Raw genomic sequence first — 18,237 nt, 5'->3', positions numbered from 1 at the left:
TTTAATTTTTAGTTGTTAAATAAGTATCTATTTCCGCAGCCGTCTTTCGTCCTCCTGCCATGGCGCGTACCACCAGACTGGCTCCGGTAGCAGCATCTCCGGCAAGAAATACATTATCGGCAAAATTCGGTTGTTCCGGTTTTAAGAATCCCATGGCCAGCAATACCATATCTGCCTCGATCACCTCTTTTTTCCCGGTAGGTTTCAGTGTCGGACGTCCTCCGTCTGTTGCCGGAATCCATTCTACTTCTTCCACTTCCACACCTGTTACGTTCCCATTTTTTCCTAGGAATTGATTGGAAGTGAGGCACCAGCGGCGTATGCAACCTTCTTCATGGCTGGAAGTAGTCTTGAGGACTACCGGCCACTGCGGCCAGGGGGTAGACGGGTTATGTCCCACGGGTGGCTGGGGCATGATCTCAATCTGCGTTACGCTGGTTGCTCCTTGGCGCACACTAGTTCCGATGCAATCCGACCCCGTATCTCCACCACCAATGACAAGTACCTTTTTGCCCTTGGCATTCACTAATTTATCTTTGGAGAAAGTTTGTCCTTCCAGAATCCTATTCTGTTGGGCCAGCATTTCAAGTGCAAAGTAAATACCTTTCAAATCCCGTCCCGGAATACTTAAATCGCGTGCTGCCGGTGTTCCCGTACAGATGCAGTAAGCGTCGAATCCCTCCGGTAAATGATTGACGTCAATTTCTACTCCCATTTCAAACTTGATTCCTTCCGCAGTTAAGATATTCATGCGCCGGTCAATCACATTCTTATCCAGTTTAAAATTGGGAATACCGAAACGTAGCAATCCGCCGGGAGCTTCGTTCTTATCAAATAAGGTTACTGAATATCCTTTTAGATTGAGTTGATTGGCCACGACCAGTCCGGCAGGACCGGCACCAATAACCGCTACTTTCTTTCCGTTTCTTTCCGGGGTCTGTATTTGTATATATCCTTCACGAAAAGCTGCTTCAACGATAGCCGCTTCGTTTTCGCGAATCGTCACAGGTTGGTCACATGAAAGTTTTAGTACACAAGACTTCTCACAAAGGGCTGGACAAATACGCCCCGTAAATTCAGGAAAGTCACAGGTGGACGATAGGATTTCGTATGCCTCTCTCCATTTCCCTTTGAATAAAGCGTCCTGCCATTCCGGTTGTTTATTCCCTATCGGGCATGCCCAGTGGCAGAAGGGTACGCCACAGTCCATACAGCGAGAAGCCTGTAACTTGCGGCTGTTTGTATTCAATGTTTGTTCTACCTGGCTGTAATCAGTGATTCGTTCGTTCACAGGGCGGTATCCCGCTTCCTGTCGAGGTATATTTAAAAAAGCTCTAGGATCTCCCATTTTCTTTAAGTTTTAAGTTTAATTTTAGTCCCGCATGGAAACCTGGCTCCGGCATCTGCCGGTTGTCGGTTAATAGTCTCTTTGCATATCTGCAATCTTTTGTTGTAACTTTCTCATTTGCTCTTCCTGTAGCACTTTTTTGTACTCGATAGGCACTACCTGGATAAATTGATCGACATAATGATTCCAGTCATCAAGCATGGTACGTGCCAGTTTCGAACCTGTATATAAGTAATGTTGACGAATCAGTTCGTGTAATTCTTTTCGGTAACTGGCTTCTTCAATCAGTGAAAGTTCTACCATTTCCATATTGCAGAAATAGTCAAAGTTTCCTTCCTTATTCCATACATACGCTACCCCACCACTCATACCGGCAGCGAAGTTGCGTCCTGTCTGTCCGAGAACCACCACACGTCCTCCAGTCATATATTCGCAACAATGATCGCCTACACCTTCTACTACGGCTACTGCACCGGAATTACGTACAGCAAAACGTTCACCTACACGTCCGTTGATATACACTTCACCACTTGTAGCTCCATAAAGTAACGTATTGCCTGCAATCGTATTCTTTTCAGCTTCGAAGTTGCTACGGATAGGAGGGAGTACGGCAATACGACCACCGCTTAACCCTTTTCCCAGATAATCGTTAGCCTCGCCTTCCAGTTTGAAATTAACTCCCGGTACTAAGAATGCACCGAATGACTGACCTGCCGAGCCTTTGAATTTCACGTTCAACGTATGTTCCGGTAATCCTCTTTCTCCATACTTCTTGGCGATGACGCCGGAAAGCATAGCGCCGATAGCACGGTCGGTATTAGCTATCGTATATTCCAGAGAAATCTCTTTCTCATATTCAATAGCCGCCTGAGCTGCATCAATAATCGTCACATCCTTTACAGTAGAAATAGCATGGTCCTGGTCAATGACGTGGCGGATAGCTGCACTATTGTCAATGCGTGTCAGTAATCTTGTGAAATCAATTAATGCGTGCTTCGGATTCGGGTCGTCCGTCCCCGACTTACGTTCAATCAAATCAGTCCGTCCGATGATGTCGTCCATTTTTGTGAATCCCATTTCAGCCAGATATTCCCGGACTTCCTGTGCCAGGAAAGTGAAGAAATTTACTAGGTATTCGCTACGGCCATGGAAGCGTTTGCGCAGTTCCTCATTCTGGGTGGCAACTCCAACCGGACAAGTATTTTGATGACATTTCCGCATCATCACGCAACCTAGTACGATGAGGGCGGAAGTGGCAAAACCGTATTCTTCGGCTCCCATTAATGCCATTAGGATAATATCTCGTCCGGTTTTTAACTGGCCGTCGGCTTGCAGTACTACCTGTCCGCGAAGTCCGTTCAAGACTAATGTCTGCTGTGTTTCGCTTAATCCCAGTTCGGGAGAGATACCTGCATAACGGATAGAAGAAGCGGGCGAAGCCCCTGTACCGCCTTCCGCTCCGGAGATCACAATCAAGTCCGCTTTCGCTTTTGCCACACCGGCAGCAATTGTTCCAACGCCACTTTCCGCTACCAGTTTCACGCTGATTTTTGCTTGTGGATTTATGTTCTTCAAATCAAAAATCAGTTGAGCCAAATCTTCGATAGAATAAATGTCGTGGTGGGGAGGAGGAGAAATCAGCGAAATTCCCGGAATAGAGTGACGTGTTTTGGCAATCACATCGTTCACTTTGAATCCGGGAAGTTGTCCGCCCTCGCCCGGTTTGGCTCCTTGGGCAATTTTAATCTGTATTTCATCTGCATTTACCAAATATTCTGTCGTCACGCCAAACCGGCCGGAAGCTACTTGTTTAATAGCACTTCGCATGGAATTTCCATCAGGTAACGGCTGGAAACGGGCAGCATCTTCACCCCCTTCACCCGTATTGCTGCGTCCGTGGATCCTATTCATGGCAATAGCTATTGCTTCATGTGCTTCCTTGCTGATAGAGCCGAAAGACATGGCACCCGTAACGAAGCGGCGTAAGATGCTTTCCACCGGTTCTACCTGTTCGATAGAAATCGGATTACGACGGAAATTTAAGAAATCGCGCAGGAAAATAGGTTTTTCCTTTTCATCTACCAAGTAAGTGTATTCCTTAAATTTCTTGTAACTACCCAAACGGGTGGCCAACTGTAATGTACTGATTGTTTCAGGATTCCAGGCATGTTTTTCTCCGTCTTTACGGAAAGAATACAAACCTTTATTCGGTAATAATCCGCCTGCCTCTGCTGCAAATCCTTCATTATGGAAAGCAATGGCATCTCTAGCTACCTCCTCCAATCGGATACCTCCAATCGGTGAACCTAGTCCTCCGAAATATGCTTTGCTCAGTTCTTCACTCAAACCGATAGCTTCAAAGATTTTTGCTCCCCGGTAAGAACGGATCGTAGAGATACCCATTTTACTCATAATCTTGAAAAGTCCCTTGCAGATTGACTTGATGTAGTTTTTCTCTGCCGTGGCATAATCTAGTTGGATATCTTTGTTTTTTACCAACTTATCAAGAATAGCAAAAGCCATGTATGGATTTAGGGCGCTTGCTCCGAATCCCAGCAATAATGCAGCGTGCATCACTTCACGTATTTCACCGCTTTCCACAACCAGCGCTGTCTGTACGCGTTTCCCTACAGAAATTAAATGATGATGAACGGCACTCACTGCCAGAAGTGAAGGTATCACTGCATGAGTGGCATCTACATTCCGGTCTGTCAGGACGATATAGTTTACTCCTTCTGTTACGGAGGCCTCCGCCTGTTTGCAAAGTTCGGTCAGTGCTTCCTGTAATCCGGCTTTCCCTTTGGCTACTTCAAACAACATCGGCAGTTTGACAGTCTTAAAACCTTTATAGCGGATATTGCAAAGGATATCCAGCTGTGTATTGCTTAGGATCGGGTGATTCAGACGTACCATTTTACAATGGCTTTCACTAGGTGTCAGAATATTCATACCGACTGCTCCGATATATTCCGTCAATGACATCACCAATTCCTCGCGTAGCGGGTCAATTGGCGGATTTGTCACTTGGGCAAATTGCTGGCGGAAATAATTGTAAAGCAACTGCGGCTTGTCCGAGAGTACAGCCAGCGGAGTGTCGTTACCCATTGAATGAATCGGTTCGGCTCCGGTACTTGCCATGGGTATAATCAGTTTCTCGATATCCTCCTTTGAGTAACCGAAAGTACGGAGCATCCGGTCGTAATTCTCTACATGATGAGGCATTTTGCGTCCGCTTTTCAATTCATCCAGTTCGATACGGTTTGTAGACAACCAGATACGGTACGGTTTTGCTTCCGCCAGTTGTTTCTTCAGCTCACCGTCATAAAATATTTCGCCTTTTTCCGTATCAACCAGTAGAATTTTACCCGGTTGCAGCCGTCCTTTCTCTTTGATATCTCCCGGTTCGAAATCTATTACACCGACTTCTGAGGCAACCACCATCATATCATTTTTGGTAATCAGGTAACGGGCGGGGCGCAGACCGTTACGGTCGAGCATACCACCGGCAAAGCGTCCGTCGCTGAATAACAAGGCAGCCGGTCCGTCCCAAGGTTCCATTAGTATGGAATGATATTCATAAAAGGACTTCAAATCTTCACTGATAGGGTTCTTCTCATTGAAAGACTCCGGCACAAGCATTGCCATTGCGTGAGGCAGGCTCAATCCTGACATTACCAAAAACTCCAGCACGTTGTCCAATGAGGCGCTATCACTCATGCCCGGCTGTATAATCGGACGGATCTCTTTGATATCCCCGAGAGTGGGAGAGGAGAGTACACTTTCGCGAGCTTCCATCCACCCGCGGTTGCCGCGAATCGTATTGATTTCACCATTGTGTGCCAAAAGGCGGAAAGGTTGTGCCAATCCCCATGTCGGGAAAGTGTTAGTACTGAAACGGGAATGCACCAAAGCCAACCCGCTGGTGAAGTAATTGTTCGTCAGGTCGGGATAATAGTTCCGTAGCTGCAATGACGAAAGCATACCTTTATATATAATACTTTTTGTAGAGAGCGAAACGATGTAAAAATCCTCTTTCGCCGGAATGGCTGACATTCTGACTTTATTTTCTATTCTTTTACGGATCAGATACAGTTTGCGGTCGGCAGTTTCTGTCTCAGTAAATCCCGTGATAAATACCTGTTTGATATCCGGTTCATTAGCCAAAGCCGCTTCTCCCAGAATTTCCGGGCAAGTAGGTACATTACGCAGATGCATCAGCGTAAGTCCTTCTTTTTCGATTTCCTCAATAATGATGCTCAAAATAGTTGCCTGGTCTTTCTCTTTTTTCGGTAAAAAAAGCAGACCGGTGCCATAACGTCCCTTTTCCGGAACGGGAATACCCTGCAATAAAATAAACTCATGCGGAATTTGTAACATAATGCCTGCACCGTCCCCGGTTTTGTTGTCTGCACCTTCGGCACCGCGGTGGCGCATATTCTCTAATACTTTTAAAGCCGACTCAACAATGTCGTGTGACTTTTCTCCGTGAATGTTTACCAGCATACCAACACCGCAGGCATCATGTTCGTATGCCGCATCGTACAGGCCCGGCTGTTTGGGATGTCGTTGGTAAGGGAATCCTTTTGCTCTGTTGTTAAAAAGTTCTTGTTTCTTCATTCTTACTATCTTTATTGTATGATAATACCTGTTTGGTGTATCAAAATGTTTGGCAAAATTAAAAATTTAATTTCATAATGATACTAAATTCTATCATTTCTATGACACGAAATGAGAAGCCTATTCTATATTCTTTTAATTTGTAATCAAAATCGTTGGCATTGCTTTTAAATTGTTAGTCTGTTGCCTATTATTTTAAGATGATTGTAATTTGTTTCTTTTTGAGCTAAAAATAATATATTATTTAACTTTTTGATGTATTTGCAACTTTTTTGTGCGTTTCTGTCAAATAAATATCGAATTTATAATCTTTATGTTATTTGAAATATGTATATTTGCAACCAAAATAAAAACGCTATAATGTGCGTGGAATGGTAGGCTATATTGGTACAAGAAAAGCCTTTCCCAGCCTAATAAAAGGGCTGAAGTATCATCGAAAACTATGTTGTTTTCAAAGGAAAACTTCAAGCCCAAGGAAATACAGTCATCAACAAAATCGCCGATTGTAGTATCGAATTTCCCGAAACAATCGAATGCCTCGATCTGTTGATTACTACGGTACCTCTTCAGTTGCCTGCTTACCATATTGCGGTTTGCAAGGGAATGGATGTAGGCCAGCCCAGGAATTTGGCTAAATCAGTAACAGTGGAGTAAAACTTGTAACTTATAACAGGTAATTTGGATTTGTATAAATGGAACAATTGAAACATGAATGTGGCGTTGCCATGATACGCCTGCTTAAACCGCTGGAGTATTACGAGAAGAAGTACGGAACGTGGATGTACGGTCTGAACAAGCTTTATCTGCTAATGGAAAAGCAGCATAATCGTGGGCAGGAAGGTGCGGGACTGGCTTGTGTTAAACTGGAGGCCAATCCGGGTGAAGAATATATGTTTCGCGAACGTGCCTTAGGTTCCGGTGCCATTACGGAAATCTTTGAGAATGTACAGAATAATTTCAAGGATTTGACTTCCGAACAATTGCATGATGCAGAGTTTGCCAAACGTACATTACCTTTTGCGGGTGAAACGTATATGGGGCATTTGCGTTATTCGACAACCGGGAAATCCGGTATCTCTTATGTGCACCCGTTTTTGAGGAGAAACAACTGGCGTGCCAAGAACTTGGCTCTCTGCGGTAACTTCAACATGACGAATGTAGATGAAATTTTTGCCCGTATCACAGCCATTGGACAACATCCCCGTAAGTATGCTGATACCTATATCATGTTGGAACAAGTGGGGCACCGGCTTGATCGTGAAGTGGAACGTGTGTTCAACCTTGCCGAGGCCGAAGGGCTTACAGGCATGGGAATCACCAACTATATAGAAGAGCATATTGATTTGGCTAACGTATTGCGTACCTCCAGCCGTGAATGGGACGGGGGATATGTCATTTGCGGACTGACCGGAAGCGGTGAATCTTTTGCAATACGTGATCCGTGGGGGATACGTCCTGCTTTCTGGTATCAGGATGAAGAGATTGCTGTGTTGGCTTCCGAACGTCCGGTCATTCAGACAGCTTTTAATGTCTCTGTAGAAGATATTAAAGAACTGCAACCGGGACAGGCATTATTGATTAGTAAAGAAGGTAAACTGCGGACATCACAAATAAACAAACCTCGTGAGAAACAGGCTTGTTCATTCGAGCGTATCTATTTCTCCCGTGGTAGTGATGTCGATATTTACAAGGAACGGAAACGGCTCGGCGAGAAACTCGTGCCGAACATTTTGAAAGCTATCAACAACGATCTTGACCATACCGTTTTCTCTTTTATTCCCAACACCGCCGAAGTTGCTTTCTACGGAATGTTACAGGGACTGGATGACTATCTGAATGAAGAAAAAGTGCAGCAAATAGCTGCATTAGGTCATAATCCGAATATGGAGGAACTGGAAGTTATTCTTTCCCGCCGTATCCGCAGTGAAAAGGTGGCTATTAAGGACATCAAGCTCCGTACGTTTATTGCCGAAGGAAACAGCCGAAATGATCTGGCGGCTCATGTCTACGATATCACTTACGGAAGCCTTGTTTCTGGTGTCGATAATCTGGTGATTATTGACGATAGTATTGTGCGTGGCACAACATTGAAGCAAAGTATTATCGGTATTCTCGACCGTCTTGGTCCGAAGAAGATTGTTATCGTTTCTTCTTCCCCACAGGTCCGTTATCCCGATTATTACGGTATCGATATGGCAAAGATGAGTGAGTTTATTGCTTTCAGAGCTGCTGTCGAATTGCTGAAAGAGCGGGATATGAAAGATATAATTGCGTCTGCCTACCGGAAATCCAAAGATCAGATAGGTTTGCCGAAAGAGCAAATGGTGAACTATGTAAAAGAAATATATGCACCTTTCACGGATGAGGAAATCTCCGCCAAAATGGTAGAACTATTGACTCCGAAGGGAACGAAAGCTAAAGTGGAAATCGTCTACCAGCCATTGGAAGGGCTTCATGAAGCCTGTCCCAATCATCGGGGCGACTGGTACTTTAGCGGCAATTACCCTACGCCGGGTGGCGTGAAAATGGTGAATCAGGCATTCATCAATTACATAGAGCAACTGTATCAATTCTGACAATCATACAACGATTCAAAAATAAGAATGAGAAATGTGACATTAATCCTTGACGACGGGAGCCGGTTTTCCGGCAAGTCGTTTGGCTACGAGAAGCCGGTGGCGGGCGAAGTAGTTTTTAATACTGCCATGACCGGATATCCGGAGAGTCTCACTGACCCTTCGTATGCCGGACAGTTGATGACTCTTACCTATCCGTTGATAGGAAATTACGGAGTTCCCCCTTTTTCAATCGAACCGAACGGACTCGCTACTTTTATGGAAAGTGAGAAGATTCATGCGGAAGCGATTATCGTAAGTGACTATTCTTACGAATACAGTCATTGGAATGCTGTTGAAAGTCTAGGCGACTGGCTGAAACGTGAGCAGGTTCCCGGCATCACAGGCATTGATACCCGCGAACTGACTAAAGTACTCCGCGAACATGGCGTGATGTTGGGAAAGATTGTTTTTGACGATGAACCGGACAATGTTCTTGAAGCTACTTATGCAGGCGTTAACTATGTAGATAAAGTAAGTTGCAAGGAAGTGATTCGCTATAATGAAGGTGCGGATAAAAGGAAAGTGGTATTGGTGGATTGCGGTGTAAAGACTAATATTATCCGTTGTCTGCTGAAACGTGATGTTGAAGTGATTCGTGTCCCTTGGGATTATGACTTCAATGGACTCGAATTTGACGGATTGTTTATTTCCAATGGTCCGGGCGATCCGGATACCTGTGATGCTGCGGTACAAAATATCCGCAAGGCAATGAAAAACGAAAAACTTCCTATCTTCGGAATCTGTATGGGTAATCAATTACTCTCGAAAGCCGGAGGTGCCAAGATATATAAACTGAAGTACGGACACCGTAGCCACAATCAGCCTGTGCGTATGGTAGGTACGGAACGATGTTTCATCACTTCCCAAAATCACGGTTATGCCGTAGATAATAATACGTTAGGAGCAGATTGGGAGCCGCTTTTCATCAATATGAATGACGGTTCTAACGAAGGAATTAAACATAAGACGAATCCTTGGTTCTCGGCACAATTCCACCCGGAAGCTGCCAGTGGACCTACGGACACGGAATTTCTGTTCGATGAATTTGTAAACCTGCTTAAATAACCGACAATTATGAAAGAAAATATAAAGAAAGTATTGCTGCTGGGTTCCGGTGCCCTAAAAATCGGTGAGGCCGGTGAGTTCGACTATTCCGGTTCGCAGGCACTCAAAGCCTTGAAAGAAGAGGGGATTGAAACGATTCTCATCAACCCGAATATTGCTACGGTACAGACTTCCGAAGGAGTGGCAGATCAGATTTACTTCCTGCCGGTGACTCCGTACTTCGTAGAGAAAGTGATTCAGAAAGAGAGACCCGAAGGCATTATGCTTGCATTTGGCGGTCAGACCGCTTTGAATTGCGGTGTGGCTTTATATAAGGAAGGAGTCCTTGAAAAATATAATGTAAAGGTACTCGGTACTCCGGTACAAGCTATTATGGATACCGAAGACCGTGAACTTTTCGTGCAGAAACTGAATGAAATCAATGTAAAGACTATCAAGAGCGAAGCCGTGGAAAATGCGGAAGATGCTCGTCGTGCAGCAAAAGAACTGGGTTATCCGGTGATTGTTCGTGCTGCTTATGCATTGGGTGGTTTGGGTTCCGGTTTTTGTGATAACGAGGAACAACTGAATATTCTGGTAGAAAAGGCTTTTTCCTTCTCCCCACAAGTATTGGTGGAAAAATCACTCCGTGGCTGGAAAGAAGTGGAATACGAAGTAGTGCGCGACCGCTTCGATAACTGTATTACTGTTTGTAATATGGAGAATTTCGATCCGCTAGGTATCCATACCGGTGAGTCTATCGTTATTGCTCCGTCTCAAACGCTTACTAACAAAGAATATCATAAACTTCGTGAATTGGCTATCCGTATCATTCGCCATATCGGTATCGTGGGCGAATGTAACGTACAATACGCTTTCGATCCGGAATCCGAAGATTACCGGGTGATTGAAGTAAATGCCCGTCTTTCCCGTTCATCAGCCTTGGCCTCCAAAGCAACCGGCTATCCGCTGGCTTTCGTTGCCGCTAAATTAGGATTGGGTTACGGACTTTTCGATTTGAAAAATTCCGTAACAAAAACGACCTCCGCCTTCTTCGAGCCTGCTCTGGATTATGTGGTCTGTAAAATTCCTCGTTGGGACTTGGGTAAATTCCATGGGGTAGACAAAGAATTGGGTTCTTCAATGAAATCAGTCGGTGAAGTAATGGCTATCGGTCGTACTTTTGAAGAAGCGATCCAGAAAGGTCTTCGTATGATAGGACAGGGAATGCACGGATTTGTGGAAAACAAAGAACTGGTTATCTCTGATATTGACAAAGCACTTCGTGAGCCGACCGATAAACGTATTTTTGTAATATCGAAAGCATTCCGTGCCGGATACACAATTGATCAGGTACATGAACTGACAAAGATTGACAAGTGGTTCCTTCAGAAACTGATGAATATTATGCAGACTTCCGAAGAACTGCACAGTTGGGGAAACAATCACAAACAGATTACCGACTTGCCGGGAGAATTGCTGAAGAAAGCGAAAGTGCAAGGCTTCTCCGATTTCCAGATTGCCCGTGCCATTGGTTATGAAGGTGATATGGAAGACGGCATTCTCTATGTCCGTAATCATCGCAAACGTGCGGGTATTCTTCCCGTTGTGAAACAAATTGATACTCTGGCTGCCGAATACCCGGCACAAACTAATTATCTATATCTTACTTATAGTGGTGTAGCAAATGACGTTCATTATCTGGGTGACCATAAATCTATCGTCGTACTAGGCTCCGGTGCCTATCGTATCGGTTCTTCGGTTGAGTTCGACTGGTGTGGTGTTCAGGCATTGAATACAATCCGCAAGGAAGGGTGGCGCAGCGTTATGATTAACTATAATCCGGAAACCGTATCTACGGATTACGATATGTGCGACCGCCTCTATTTCGATGAACTGACTTTCGAACGCGTAATGGATATTCTGGAACTCGAAAATCCACATGGCGTCATTGTATCTACCGGTGGACAAATTCCGAATAATCTGGCATTGCGCCTGGATGCACAAAATATCAATATTCTCGGTACAAGTGCCAAAAGCATTGACAACGCTGAGGATCGCGAGAAATTCTCTGCCATGCTCGACCGTATTGGTGTAGACCAGCCGCGTTGGCGTGAACTGACTTCTATGGATGATATCAATGAATTTGTTGACGAGGTCGGTTTTCCTGTACTTGTCCGTCCGTCTTATGTGCTTTCGGGTGCCGCGATGAATGTTTGCTCCAATCAGGAAGAACTGGAACGTTTCCTGAAACTGGCAGCCAATGTATCGAAGAAACATCCGGTAGTAGTAAGTCAGTTTATTGAGCATGCCAAGGAAGTGGAAATGGATGCCGTGGCTCAAAATGGAGAAATCGTAGCGTATGCTATCAGTGAGCACATCGAGTTTGCCGGTGTGCACTCCGGTGATGCGACCATTCAATTCCCGCCGCAAAAGTTATATGTGGAGACGGTTCGCCGCATCAAGCGTATCAGCCGTGAGATTGCCAAGGCTTTGAACATTTCCGGTCCGTTCAATATCCAATATCTGGCAAAAGATAATGATATCAAGGTGATCGAATGCAACCTGCGTGCCAGCCGCTCTTTCCCGTTTGTCAGCAAGGTATTGAAGATAAACTTTATCGAACTGGCAACGAAAGTAATGCTTGGCCTGCCTGTCGAAAAACCGGAAAAGAATCTTTTTGAACTGGACTATGTTGGAATCAAGGCTTCCCAGTTCTCCTTCAACCGTTTGCAGAAAGCCGACCCGGTGTTGGGGGTAGATATGGCTTCCACCGGTGAAGTCGGTTGTATAGGTATGGATACTTCCTGCGCCGTACTGAAAGCAATGCTTTCCGTAGGTTATCGCATTCCGAAGAAGAATATCCTGCTTTCTACAGGTACAATGAAACAGAAAGCCGATATGATAGACGCAGCCCGTATGTTGGTAAATAAAGGATATAAGCTCTTTGCTACGGGCGGTACGCACAAAGCGCTTGCCGAAAACGGTATTGAGAGTACTCATGTTTATTGGCCGAGTGAAGAAGGACATCCGCAAGCTTTGGAAATGCTCCATAGTAAAAAGATTGATATGGTAGTCAACATTCCGAAGAATTTGACAGCCGGAGAGTTGGACAACGGATATAAAATCCGTCGTGCGGCTATCGACCTGAATGTTCCGTTGATAACGAATGCCCGTTTGGCTAGTGCATTTATTAATGCTTTCTGTACAATGAGCATTGATGATATTGCTATCAAGAGTTGGGCGGAATATAAGTAATATAATAAGTTGTTATATAATAAGTAGAAGAAGTCGTCTCTGTTTTTTCAGGGGCGGCTTTTTTTATAAAAATATTGCAAAAAGGATAATTGGCTTAGTCTCCGTGCTCATTTTTTTATGCTCGAAAATTAGTTGCATTCAAATATTCGTTTTACCTTTGACAGAAATTGTCAACGTGTAAAGTAAATGGAGTCATTGAGTCAGTATTCAAAAGATGTTCGTGAGGAATTGAAATTGTCATTACAAGAAGTCTATAATCGAACTGATATAGATGTCACTCTTTGGGGGTATAAGATGTTTGATTTGGAGAGTCGTAGATATATTGGAAATAAAGCAAAGTTAACCCCTTGGATTATGAATATAATCAACGAGCATACAGGAGGGTTTGAATCATTTTTTGATGTCTTTGCGGGAACCGCATCTGTTTCCAAGGCTGCGATACCTTATGCAAAGAGAATAATAATGAATGACTTTCTGTCATCTAACAATATTATATATCAAGCCTTTTTTGGTTCCGGAGCTTATGATATGAATAAACTTCATTCAATCATAGAGTATTATAATAATATAAATCCTGACACTATTGAAGACAATTACTTTTCGGATAATTTCGGAGATAAGTTCTTTGATTACAAGAACTCCAAATTGATAGGTCATATAAGGGAGGATGTCGAAAAGAGGAAAGTGGCATTGACGCATAAGGAATATGCCATTCTATTGACCTCTTTAATATATAGTATTGATAAAATAGCAAATACAGTAGGGCATTTTGATGCATACATCAAAAAAAACATCCTGTATCATCCTTTATCCATACAACTTATTAGACCACTTGATCCTCAGTGTGTAGAAATCTTTAGAGAAGACTCCAATATACTTGCTGAAAACATCACGGCAGATGTTGCATATATTGACCCGCCTTATAACTCTCGTCAATATAGTAGATTTTATCATATTTACGAAAATCTGGTAACTTGGGAGAAGCCTGAATTGTTTGGTGTAGCGATGAAGCCTAAAGCACAAAATATGAGTGCATATTGTACCTCTAGTGCTCCCGTTGCATTTCGGGATCTTATAAGTAAATTGAACGTCAAGTATATTGTCGTATCATACAATAATACATACGAATCAAAAAGCGGGTCATCAAAAAACAAGATTACATTAGAGCAGATTAAATCCATTTTAGAAGAACGCGGTACTACAAAGATATATGATTGCGATCACAGATATTTTAATGCAGGTAAGACTAATTTTGCAAAGCACAAGGAACTATTATTTATCACGGAAGTAGGGCAATGAAAAAAAAGATAGTAAGATCACCTTTTTTCTATGTTGGAGACAAATATAAGCTCATTGAAGAAATTAGCTCGTATTTCCCTGACGACATAGAGAAATTCGTTGAACCGTTTGTTGGCGGAGGGTCGGTATTTATGAATATTGACGCTCGGAAATTTTACCTGAATGATATAGATGTAAATGTAATTGCGCTACACAAATTCTTATGTAAATCTGCCAATAAACGAACTGATTTTTTTAGTCGAATAGAAAGTCTTATCGCTGAGTATGGACTATCATATTCATATAAGGAAGATCGTATTCCGGTAGAACTTAAACGACAGTATAAAAAAACATATTATGCTAAATATAACAAAGAAGCGTATGGGCAGATGAAAAGGGATTTTAATGAATCGTCGGTAGCAGATTTATATGTTTTGTATCTTCTGTTGATATATGGATTTAATCGAATGCTACGATTCAATAAAAATGGAGACTTCAATCTTCCTGTAGGCAATGTTGATTTTAATGCTAATGTAGTAAATGCTCTAGAGGCATATTTCATGCAAGTAATATCCAAAAAACCTAAATGGTTTAATATCGATTATAAAGATTTCCTACAAAAAATAAGGTTGTCTGAAAAAGATTTTGTATATTTAGACCCGCCATATCTTATCACATTTAGTGAATATAATAAGTTATGGAATGAGCAAGATGAAATTGAGTTGTTGCAATTATTGGATAGCCTAAACAAACGACGTATTCGGTTCGCTATATCGAATGTTACTCATTACAAAGGTCGATGTAACAATCTGTTTATAGATTGGGCATGCAAGTACAATGTTCATCCGATAAAGAGTAATTATATAAGCTATCACGACAATTCAACAAAACAAATTAGCGAAGTATTAATCACAAATTACTAATATGCCTAGAAAACCTGAATATAAGCCGTTGCTTTACACGACTACGATACGAAATCCTGAGCGTTTTAAAGATTTCATGCACATACTTAAACGGTTCAATGGCCGGATACTTAATAATAAAACAGTCGAGTTGTTCGAGAGAGAACTGTTTAAGGTTGGCTTGTATCGACCAATGAAGCGCCCGGAAACAGTTCAGGATAAGTGGAAATCAACAAAGAACGGGGAATTAGCCAGCAAACCATTAACAGATGAAGAAACGAAAGATGTGTATCAGCAGAATGATCCCCAAGTCAACAAAAGTATAAAGGGACATCAAGAAGCAGGGTTTCCTAAAGGGTGGCCGAGTCGATTTGACACACAATTCAAATTGATGAAAGTTCTGGGCTTTGTATATTATGAATGGGGAAAGCCTATAAACTTCTCTCAAACAGGTAACTATCTTGCAGATACTGTATCCATTGAAATAGATTCAGGAGCAATATCTCGCGAGATTGTAAATCCACAGAATGAGCAAATTGCATTTATGCAGGCTTTTGCCAAGCAACAAAGATGCAATCCGTTTATTTGTGAATTAAATGATAATATTCCACTGATATTATTGCTTGAAGTTATAAAGAAGTTAAACTCTGATCCAGATTATAATGGTTCGGGAATCTCATATAAGGAGATACCTTTAGTTATCTTTTGGAAAGATAATGATGCGGAATCTTTGTATCAGCGTATTAAACTTCTGCGAAAGGAACATAGGTACAATCCTTCAAATGAAGTGATAGAGGATATATGTGTAAACGAAATACTTGGGGGATTCAAGAAATTTGATCTTGACTCTATTGTGTCCGAATATCCCGATGAATTTGTCCGCAAAATGAGAATGACAGGACTTATATCATTTAGAGGGGGTGGTCGATTTATCGACATTAACCATAATGAAGATGATAAGATAAATTATATACTGGCTAATTATGCCACATATCGCAAGTACACTTCAAAAGAAGAATATTTTGACTATATGTCAGACATTGATGATGCATTGTTTGCATTAAAAGCTGTCGAAATCCCAAAGAATGTCGCAGCTGATAAATTAGCTAAACTTGTGGGTGATTACTCATGGGATTCTATTAAAAAAGAACTTACCCATTTAGCGAAAAAAACATCATCAAGCCACAATATTTTAAGGTTTATTGCAGCTCCGGCAAGATTAGAGTTCCTGACCGCTCTTGCTATTAAGTCAAAACTGCCTGCTGTTGAGGTAATTCCCAATTATCCTTGTGACGATGAAGGTTTGCCTACCTCTACGGCTGGTGGGGATATTGGAGATATTGAGTGTTTCGAGGCTTCTAACAGTATATTGGTAGAAGTCACAATGTCTGAAGGGCGTCAGCAGACAATGATGGAAGTATGGCCTATTGCGAGACATTTAAAGGAGCTTAGAGAAAAATATGAATGTGAAAATTTCCAATGTGTGTTTCTGGCACCAAGTATATTTGTTGATTCTGAGAATCAGATAGACTGGGTTAAGGATAAAAAGCAGCTTGTTATTCGTCCATACAAGATTGTAGATTTTATTAACTATCTGGATACAGCAGCATCTTTATATCAGATTGTATAAGGTTACTAAAAACAATATAAGAAAACTATAGAAAAGCATCTTCTTGTTTGGAAATTTGTTTAAATTCTCGTATTATCGAATTCATTTTTAAACTAATAGTAATAATATGAGAAAAGACGGATTTACCGTATGCGCAAAACATTATATTAAGTGTTTGCGGCAAGAAGGGCGTTATGCCACTGCGCATGTTTATGAAAGTGCGCTTCGCTCTTTCACTATGTTTTGTGGCACTGCGGGTGTATCATTCAGACAGATCACCCGTGGAAATTTAAAGAGGTATAGCAGCTATCTTATGGATTGCCATTTGAGGCTTAATACCATTTCTACCTATATGCGGATGTTGCGCTGCATATACAATAGGGGAGTAGATATGCATCAGACCCCATACGTTCATCGTATGTTTCGTGATGTGTTCACTGGGATAGACACTCGTCAGAAGAAAGCTATTCCTATAAACGAACTTCATACGTTACTTAACGAAGACCCACAATCTGATAAGCTGCGTCGGACACAAGCTATTGCCAACTTATTGTTTTTATTTTGCGGAATGCCTTTTGTCGATCTTGCCTATTTGGAAAAGTCAAATTTGGAAGGGAATATGTTGAAGTACAACCGTGCCAAAACCGGTATTCCTATGAACGTAGAAATATTGGATTCGGCAGCAACTATCATTTCACAACTTCGCAATAAGCATACAACAGTTCTTCCCGAACATCCGGATTATCTGTTTTACATATTGAGTGGAAAGAATAAGAGGAGTGATGAGGCGGGTTATAAAGAATACCAATCTGCTTTACGTTGTTTCAATAATGATTTGAAGAGTTTAGCCAGAAAGTTATGTATTCGCTCCTCTGTAACCTCTTATACATTCCGTCATTCATGGGCTACTACGGCAAAATATCGTGGAGTTCCTATCGAAATGATAAGTGAATCATTGGGACACAAATCTATCAAAACAACACAAATCTATTTAAAAGGCTTCGAACTGTCAGAAAGAACTAAAGTAAATCGGTTGAATTATTCTTACGTGATGAACTTCAAGACTATCTAGTTGTATGTGTGTAAACTGTTGATAAATAGTATGCTTAGATGAATGTTACTTTAAAGGTAACGGAAATATTTCGATGCAAATATAGGTAAAAATATTAATAGCATACAAGTAAACTTTCCTTTTTTTCCTTTTTCTCTTGAAATATGCGATAAAAAAGCTGCTGAACATGAAAATATGAATTTCATGCTCAATGGATTTTATTGCCTGAATCCGAATGATTTCTGCATTGAATATCAGACATTCCCCGGTTTTACGTCCTCCTTGTTAGTATAATTTCCTTTTTCATTGCTGTCATGTCTCCTATGTGTATGATCCGTTACCTTTAAAGTAACGGATAAAATTGGGGTAAAAAAATATGATTTTTCAAGAAAAGAAGTCAGCAAATGCCGGGTCTAGTTGTGGGACAGGGGAAGGCGTAGCACACTCAAAACGTTGGTATGTCGCTCTCGTTCGTATGCATCACGAGAAGAAGGTATCCGAACGTTTATCCA

Annotated in this window: 9 protein-coding genes and 2 pseudogenes; 9 read left to right on the top strand and 2 right to left on the bottom strand. The window is 42.0% G+C overall.

What is annotated here, in order from left to right; translation table 11 throughout:
* Window position 1 precedes the first annotated feature (1 nt).
* Together BHV72_RS07990 and gltB are read right to left on the bottom strand one after the other, a co-directional pair.
* Window positions 2-1,348: a glutamate synthase subunit beta gene (locus BHV72_RS07990; RefSeq protein WP_005675684.1), complete on the bottom strand. Its 1,347-nt coding sequence runs from the start codon at window positions 1,346-1,348 to the stop codon at window positions 2-4.
* Between the two features lie 69 nt (window positions 1,349-1,417).
* The gene (gene gltB / locus BHV72_RS07985) at window positions 1,418-5,965 is read right to left on the bottom strand and encodes a glutamate synthase large subunit (protein WP_286855566.1); all 4,548 of its coding nucleotides are present in this window, start codon (window positions 5,963-5,965) and stop codon (window positions 1,418-1,420) included.
* A 474-nt stretch (window positions 5,966-6,439) separates the two neighbouring features.
* Here gltB and BHV72_RS07980 point away from each other — a divergent pair.
* From BHV72_RS07980 to BHV72_RS07940, 9 genes and pseudogenes are all read left to right on the top strand, one after another.
* Window positions 6,440-6,619: pseudogene (locus BHV72_RS07980) on the top strand (hypothetical protein); the annotation flags it as partial.
* 38 nt (window positions 6,620-6,657) lie between these two features.
* A complete protein-coding gene (locus tag BHV72_RS07975; RefSeq protein ID WP_122270596.1) occupies window positions 6,658-8,541 on the top strand; it encodes an amidophosphoribosyltransferase in 1,884 nt (627 codons plus the stop codon).
* A gap of 27 nt (window positions 8,542-8,568) precedes the next feature.
* The gene (carA, locus tag BHV72_RS07970) at window positions 8,569-9,648 is read left to right on the top strand and encodes a glutamine-hydrolyzing carbamoyl-phosphate synthase small subunit (protein WP_005675689.1); all 1,080 of its coding nucleotides are present in this window, start codon (window positions 8,569-8,571) and stop codon (window positions 9,646-9,648) included.
* 9 nt (window positions 9,649-9,657) lie between these two features.
* Window positions 9,658-12,885, top strand: a complete 3,228-nt coding sequence (gene carB, locus BHV72_RS07965; RefSeq protein WP_005675690.1) for a carbamoyl-phosphate synthase (glutamine-hydrolyzing) large subunit — start codon at window positions 9,658-9,660, stop codon at window positions 12,883-12,885.
* Between the two features lie 186 nt (window positions 12,886-13,071).
* A complete protein-coding gene (locus tag BHV72_RS07960) occupies window positions 13,072-14,184 on the top strand; it encodes a DNA adenine methylase (protein WP_286855565.1) in 1,113 nt (370 codons plus the stop codon).
* Window positions 14,181-15,086 carry a Dam family site-specific DNA-(adenine-N6)-methyltransferase gene (locus BHV72_RS07955; protein ID WP_122264375.1) on the top strand — a complete coding sequence of 302 codons (906 nt, stop codon included), beginning with the start codon at window positions 14,181-14,183 and terminating at the stop codon, window positions 15,084-15,086. Before BHV72_RS07960 ends, BHV72_RS07955 begins: the two co-directional genes overlap by 4 nt.
* 1 nt (window position 15,087) lies before the next feature.
* Window positions 15,088-16,695, top strand: a complete 1,608-nt coding sequence (locus BHV72_RS07950) for an AlwI family type II restriction endonuclease (protein ID WP_055171487.1) — start codon at window positions 15,088-15,090, stop codon at window positions 16,693-16,695.
* A 106-nt stretch (window positions 16,696-16,801) separates the two neighbouring features.
* The gene (locus tag BHV72_RS07945; RefSeq protein WP_005681223.1) at window positions 16,802-17,746 is read left to right on the top strand and encodes a tyrosine-type recombinase/integrase; all 945 of its coding nucleotides are present in this window, start codon (window positions 16,802-16,804) and stop codon (window positions 17,744-17,746) included.
* Window positions 17,747-18,101: 355 nt separating this feature from the next.
* Window positions 18,102-18,237, top strand: a pseudogene (locus tag BHV72_RS07940) (UpxY family transcription antiterminator); the annotation flags it as partial.

It is taken from the genome of Bacteroides sp. 43_46 (assembly GCF_001915455.1).
Taxonomy (GTDB): domain Bacteria; phylum Bacteroidota; class Bacteroidia; order Bacteroidales; family Bacteroidaceae; genus Bacteroides; species Bacteroides caccae.
This window is presented reverse-complemented; position numbering and strand designations above follow the sequence as displayed.